General features: G+C 72.2%; 5 protein-coding genes. All 5 read left to right on the top strand.

Translation table 11 applies throughout. The features are described from left to right. A partial coding sequence (locus ESO86_RS18780) for a hypothetical protein (RefSeq protein WP_165307590.1) occupies positions 1-582 on the top strand: 582 nt, incomplete at its 5' end. Between the two features lie 137 nt (positions 583-719). Next, on the top strand, positions 720-3,053 hold the full coding sequence (gene ligA, locus ESO86_RS09580) for an NAD-dependent DNA ligase LigA (RefSeq protein ID WP_129234695.1): 2,334 nt from the start codon (positions 720-722) through the stop codon (positions 3,051-3,053). A 369-nt stretch (positions 3,054-3,422) separates the two neighbouring features. Then, positions 3,423-3,722 (top strand): Asp-tRNA(Asn)/Glu-tRNA(Gln) amidotransferase subunit GatC, encoded by a 300-nt coding sequence (gene gatC, locus ESO86_RS09575; RefSeq protein WP_129234694.1) that lies wholly within the window; start codon positions 3,423-3,425, stop codon positions 3,720-3,722. Continuing rightward, positions 3,719-5,248, top strand: a complete 1,530-nt coding sequence (gatA, locus tag ESO86_RS09570; protein WP_129234693.1) for an Asp-tRNA(Asn)/Glu-tRNA(Gln) amidotransferase subunit GatA — start codon at positions 3,719-3,721, stop codon at positions 5,246-5,248. Before gatC ends, gatA begins: the two co-directional genes overlap by 4 nt. Next, on the top strand, positions 5,248-6,477 hold a 1,230-nt coding region (gene gatB / locus ESO86_RS09565; protein WP_129234692.1), incomplete at its 3' end, for an Asp-tRNA(Asn)/Glu-tRNA(Gln) amidotransferase subunit GatB. The genes gatA and gatB, both read left to right, overlap by 1 nt.

Genomic DNA, 6,477 nt, shown 5'->3' with positions numbered 1-6,477 from the left:
GAGCGCCCGCTCGCCGACCCGGCGGTGCGGGCGGCCGTCATCGACCGGGAGCGGGAGCGGTTCGGCGGCATCAAGTTCGGCGCGGCGTTCTTCGGCTGGCTGACCGCGCTCGGCCTCGGCGCGCTCCTCACCGCGTTCCTCGCCGGCACGGGGGCGGCGCTCGGGCTCGGCAACGTCGGAGCCGCCGTCGACGACGCCGTCGCGGAGGATCCGCAGACGATCGGCGTCGTCGGCGCGATCGCGCTGCTGGTCGCGCTGTTCGTCGCGTACTTCGCGGGCGGCTACGTCGCCGGGCGGATGGCGCGCTTCAACGGGCTGAAGCAGGGCGTCGCGGTCTGGCTCTGGGCGATCGTGATGGCGGTCGTCGGTGCGGCGCTCGCCGCGCTCGCCGGCACCCGGTACGACGTGCTCGCGACGCTCAACACGTTCCCGCGCATCCCCGTCAACGAGGGCGAGCTCACGGTGGCCGGCATCGTCACCCTGGTGCTCCTCGTCGTCGTCACGCTCGGCGGCGCGGTCCTCGGCGGCAAGGCGGGCACCCGCTACCACCGGAAGGTCGACGCCGTCGGGTTCGGCGCGTAGTCGGGCGGTTCCACGACGATCGGGGCGCGCGGGGATCCGCGCGCCCCGATCCGCGTCCGTGCGAGCCGCCACCGGGACATCGCGCGCGCGCCGCTCTCCGCTGCAGCGACGTCGGCGGCGGCTTCTAGGATGACTCCGTGAGCGACATCCCCACCGAATTCGACGACGCCCGCATCGAGTCCGAGGCGCTCCGCGAGCGCATCGATCGGTACCGGACGACGTACTACTCCGAGGGCGTGAGCCTCGTCAGCGACGCCGAGTACGACGCCGACTTCCACCGGCTCGAGGCCCTCGAGCGGGCGTTCCCGGAACTGGCCGGTCAGGACAGCCCGACGCAGCAGGTCGGTGCGGCGCTCGTCTCCGCCGGCTTCCCGTCTCACGAGCACGCCGAGCGCATGCTGAGCCTCGACAACGTGTTCAGCCTCGACGAGTTCGCCGAGTGGGCGACGAAGGCGCAGGGCGCCGCAGGGCGGCCGGTCCGCTGGCTCTCCGAACTCAAGATCGATGGACTCGCGATCAGCCTCGCCTATCGCGACGGCGTGCTCGAGACCGCGACGACGCGGGGCGACGGTCGCGTGGGCGAGGACATCACCGAGAACGTCGAGTTCATCCCCGCGATTCCGCGTCGGCTCGAGGGTGCGGGGTTCCCGTCGTTCTTCGAGGTGCGCGGCGAGGTCTTCCTGCGGTCCGCGGACTTCGAGGCGCTCAACGAGCGCCAGCATGCGCTGCAGGCCGAGTTCGCCGCGGAGCAGCGTGCGAAGGGTCGGGCCGACGAGGCGATCCCGACCCGCTTCCCGGAATTCGCGAACGCCCGGAACACCGCCGCGGGCAGCCTCCGGCAGCGGCGCGAGAACAAGAGCCCGCTGCAACTCGAGCTCATGCGCGAGCGGCTCGGCCGGCTCGCCCTCCACCTGCACGGCATCGGCGCGTGGCAGGACCCGCCCGTGTCGAGCCAGTCCGAGATCTACGGGCTGCTGTCCGGGTGGGGGCTCCCGGTCTCCCCGCACTCGCGGGTGTTCGACACGATCGACGAGGTCACCGCGTTCATCGCCGATCGCGGCGAGCACCGTCACGACGTCGAGCACGAGATCGACGGCATCGTCGTGAAGATCGACGAACTGGCGCTGCACGACGAACTCGGTGCGACGAGTCGCGCGCCGAGGTGGGCGATCGCGTACAAGTACCCGCCGGAGGAGGTGCACACGAAGCTCCTCGACATCCGCGTCGGCGTGGGCCGCACGGGTCGCGCGACGCCGTACGCGGTCATGGCGCCGGTGAAGGTCCAGGGGAGCACGGTCGAGCAGGCGACGCTCCACAACCAGGAGGTCGTGAAGGCCAAGGGGGTCCTGATCGGCGACACGGTGGTGCTGCGCAAGGCGGGCGACGTCATCCCCGAGATCCTCGGCGCGGTCGAGGAACTCCGCGACGGCACCGAGCGCGAATGGCGCATGCCGGAGCGCTGCCCCGAGTGCGGGACGCCGCTGCGCCCCGCGAAGGAGGGCGACATCGACCTCCGCTGCCCGAACGCGCGCAGCTGCCCGGCGCAGGTCCGCGGCCGGGTCGAGCACATCGGCTCGCGGGGCGCACTCGACATCGAGGCGCTCGGCGAGGTCACGGCGGCCGCGCTCACCCAGCCCGTCGTCCCGTCGACGCCGCCCCTCGTGACCGAGGCTGGGCTCTTCGACCTCACGGTCGACGAACTCGTCCCGATCGAGGTCATCGTCCGCGACGCCGAGACCGGCGAACCGCGAACCGACCCGGTGACCGGCGAGGAGGTTCGACGAGCACCCTTCCAGAAGGTCCGGGTCACCTATCCGCCGGGCACCGAGCAGATGTCGGCCGCCGAGCGCCGGGCGGCCGGGATCCGGAAGGACCATCGCGAGCTGCTCCCGTCGGAGGCGGCCACGAAGCTCCTCTCCGAACTCGAGAAGGCGAAGACCAAGCCGCTCTGGAGGATCCTCGTCTCGCTCAACGTCCGGCACGTCGGACCGGTGGCGGCGCGAGCGCTGGCCGACCACTTCGGCTCGCTCGACGCGATCCGCTCCGCGAGCCGCGAGGAACTCGCCGAGGTCGAGGGGGTCGGCGGGATCATCGCCGACTCGCTGCTCGAGTGGTTCGACGTCGATTGGCACCGCGACATCGTCGAGCGCTGGGCAGCGGCCGGCGTCCGGTTCACGACGCCCGACCACCCCGGCCCGGGGCGGGCCGCCGAGGCCGGCGGCGTGCTCGCCGGACTCACCGTGGTCGCCACCGGCAGCCTCGAGGGGTTCACGCGCGAGGGCGCGCAGGAGGCGATCATCGCGGCGGGAGGCAAGGCGGCGTCGAGCGTGTCGAAGAAGACCGACTTCGTCGCAGCCGGCCCCGGCGCCGGGTCGAAGCTCGCGAAGGCGGAGGAACTCGGCGTCCGCGTGATCGACGCCGCGCAGTTCGCGATCCTGGTGACGGAAGGGCCCGACGCGCTCGTCGGGTGAGGGCGGGAGGGCCGAAGGTGCAGGCCGGCGAGCACGACGAGTCGCCCGAGGTCCCGCGCCAGGAGGGCGCGCCCGGCGCGACATGACGCGAGTTGCCGAGGTACGGCGGCGTGGCCGGCGACCACGCTGCAGTACACGCCGCCGAACCCCGAGTAGGCGCCGTCGCATCCGGGCGACGCGCATCGCACCGCCCCGCTCAGCCCGCCCGAGAAGGGACTGCTCGGCCTGCTCGTCGCCGAGTACGGCGACGGCGAATCGGAGCCGGCGACGTACGGCGAGGCGTACGAGTTGCTGCAGAAGTACGGCGTCGGCCTGTTCGGCGCGCCTCGATAGGATTGCTGCATCCCCATTCCCGGACGACGGAGCAGCATGTCTGAAATCAGCGCCGAGCAGGTCGCGCACCTCGCGAACCTCGCACGTATCGCGCTCACCGAGGAAGAGATCGAGCACCTCACGACGGAGCTCGGCCAGATCATGCAGGCGGTCGAGAAGGTGAGCGAGGTGGCCACGCCCGACGTGGTGCCCACCAGCCACCCGATCCCGCTGCACAACCCGCTTCGCGAGGACGTGCCGGCCGACGTGCTGAGCGTCGAGCAGGCGCTGTCGGGCGCCCCCGAGCACGACGGCACGCGCTTCGTGGTCTCGGCGATCCTGGGGGAGGAGCAGTGAGCGACCTGATCCGGCTGAGCGCCGCCGACCTCGCCGCGAAGCTCGCCTCCGGCGAGGTCTCGTCGGTCGAGGCGACGAAGGCGCACCTCGACCGCATCGCGAACGTCGACGGCGCGGTCCACGCGTTCCTGCACGTGAACGCCGAGGCGCTCGAGACCGCCGCCGACGTCGACCGACGTCGTGCCGCCGGCGAGGAGCTCGGCCCGTTGGCCGGCGTGCCGATCGCCATCAAGGACGTCCTCGTGACCAAGGGGATGCCGTCCACGTCGGGTTCGCGCATCCTCGAGGGCTGGATCCCGCCGTACGACGCGACGCCCGTGCGCAAGGTCCGCGAGGCCGGCATGGTGCCGCTCGGCAAGACGAACATGGACGAGTTCGCCATGGGGTCGTCGACCGAGCACTCGGCCTACGGCCCGACGCACAACCCGTGGGACCTCGATCGCATCCCCGGCGGCTCGGGCGGCGGATCGGCCGCGGCCGTCGCGGCGTTCGAGGCGCCGCTCGCGCTCGGCAGCGACACGGGCGGCTCGATCCGCCAGCCGGCGCACGTGACCGGCACCGTCGGCACCAAGCCCACCTACGGCGGCGTGAGCCGGTACGGCTCGATCGCGCTCGCCTCGTCGCTCGACCAGATCGGCCCGGTGAGCCGCACCGTGCTCGACGCGGCGCTGCTCCACGACGTCATCGCCGGCCACGACCCGCACGACCAGACCTCGATCCCCGAGGCGTGGCCGTCGATGGCCGAGGCGGTCCGGCGAGCGGATGTCTCGGGCCTGCGCATCGGCGTCGTCAAGGAGCTCGACTCCGACGGCTTCCAGGCGGGCGTCCGCCAGCGCTTCCACGAGTCGCTCGAGCTGCTCCAGGCGAACGGCGCCGAGATCGTCGAGGTGAGCGCGCCGAACTTCGAGTACGCCATCGCCGCGTACTACCTGATCCTGCCCGCCGAGGCGTCCTCCAACCTCGCGAAGTTCGACTCGGTGCGCTTCGGCCTCCGGGTCGTGCCCGAGGGCGGCGGCACGGTCGAGGAGGTCATGGCCGCGACCCGCGAGGCGGGGTTCGGTCCCGAGGTCAAGCGCCGCATCATCCTCGGCACGTACGCGCTCTCGGCCGGCTACTACGACGCGTACTACGGCAGCGCCCAGAAGGTCCGCACCCTGGTCCAGCAGGACTTCGACGCCGCGTTCGCGGAGGTCGACGTGCTCGCCACGCCCACCGCGCCGACCACGGCGTTCAAGCTCGGCGAGAAGCTGCACGACCCGCTGTCGATGTACCTCAACGACGTCGCGACGATCCCCGCGAACCTCGCGGGCGTGCCCGGCATCTCGGTCCCCGCCGGCCTCGCTCCGGAGGACGGCCTGCCGGTCGGCATCCAGTTCCTCGCGCCGGCGCGCGAGGACGCGCGACTGTACAACGTCGGCGGCGCCCTCGAGGCGCTCCTCGTCGACCGTTGGGGCGGGCCGCTGCTCGCCCAGGCGCCCGACCTGTCCACCCACGAACTCATGGCGACCGAGGAGGGCGTGGTCTGATGGCGCGCGCAGCACTGATGGACTTCGACGAGGCGCTCGAGCGCTTCGACCCGGTCATCGGGCTCGAGGTGCACGTCGAGCTCAACACCCGGACGAAGATGTTCTCGTCGGCGCCGAACCCGGCGAACGACGAGTTCCACGGCGCCGAGCCGAACACGCTCGTCGCGCCCGTCGACATGGGCCTTCCGGGTTCGCTCCCGGCCGTGAACGGCACCGCGGTGCGGTTCTCGATCTCGCTCGGGCTCGCGCTCGGCTGCTCGATCGCGCCGTCGAGCCGGTTCGCCCGGAAGAACTACTTCTACCCCGACCTCGGCAAGAACTACCAGATCTCGCAGTACGACGAGCCGATCGCCTTCGAGGGCTCGGTCGAGGTAGAGCTCGAGAACGGGCGCACGTTCGAGGTCGCGATCGAGCGCGCGCACATGGAGGAGGACGCGGGCAAGCTCACCCACGTCGGCGGCACGACCGGCCGCATCCAGGGCGCCGAGTACTCGCTCGTCGACTACAACCGCGCGGGCGTGCCGCTCGTCGAGATCGTGACCAAGCCGATCGTCGGCGCCGGCGCGGATGCTCCCGCGCTCGCGCGCGCCTACGTGGCGACGATTCGCGACATCGTGCTCTCGCTCGGCATCTCCGAGGCGCGCATGGAGCGGGGCAACCTCCGCTGCGACGCGAACGTCTCGCTCCGTCCGAAGGGCCAGGAGAAGTTCGGCACGCGCACCGAGACCAAGAACGTCAACTCCATGCGCTCGGTCGAGCGGGCGGTCCGATACGAGATCCAGCGCCAGGCGGCGATCCTCGCCGACGGCGGCACGATCACGCAGGAGACCCGCCACTGGCACGAGGACACCGGGACCACGAGCCCGGGCCGCCCGAAGTCCGACGCCGACGACTACCGGTACTTCCCCGAGCCCGACCTGCTCCCGGTCGTGCCCGACCCTGCGGTGATCGAGGAACTCCGCGCCGCGCTGCCCGAGCCGCCGGCCGCGCGTCGGCGTCGGCTGAAGGCGGAGTGGGGCTTCACCGACCTCGAGTTCCAGGACGTCGCGAACGGCGGGCTCCTGAACGAGGTCGCCGCGACGATCGACGCGGGTGCGACCCCCGCTGCCGCCCGCAAGTGGTGGACCGGCGAGCTCACGCGCCTCGCGAACGCGCAGGGCGCGGATGCCGCGGGCCTCGCCGAGCCGGCGCACGTCGCCGAGCTGGCGGCGCTGGTCGAGGAGGGCACG

The sequence above is a fragment of the Agromyces binzhouensis genome, from assembly GCF_004135055.1.
Taxonomy (GTDB): Bacteria; Actinomycetota; Actinomycetes; order Actinomycetales; family Microbacteriaceae; genus Agromyces; species Agromyces binzhouensis.
This window is presented reverse-complemented; position numbering and strand designations above follow the sequence as displayed.

Coding starts and splice junctions, on each gene's coding strand:
- gatC (WP_129234694.1), top strand. CDS start 3,423: ATGTCTGAAATCAGCGCCGAGCAGGTCGCGCACCTCGCGAACCTCGCA.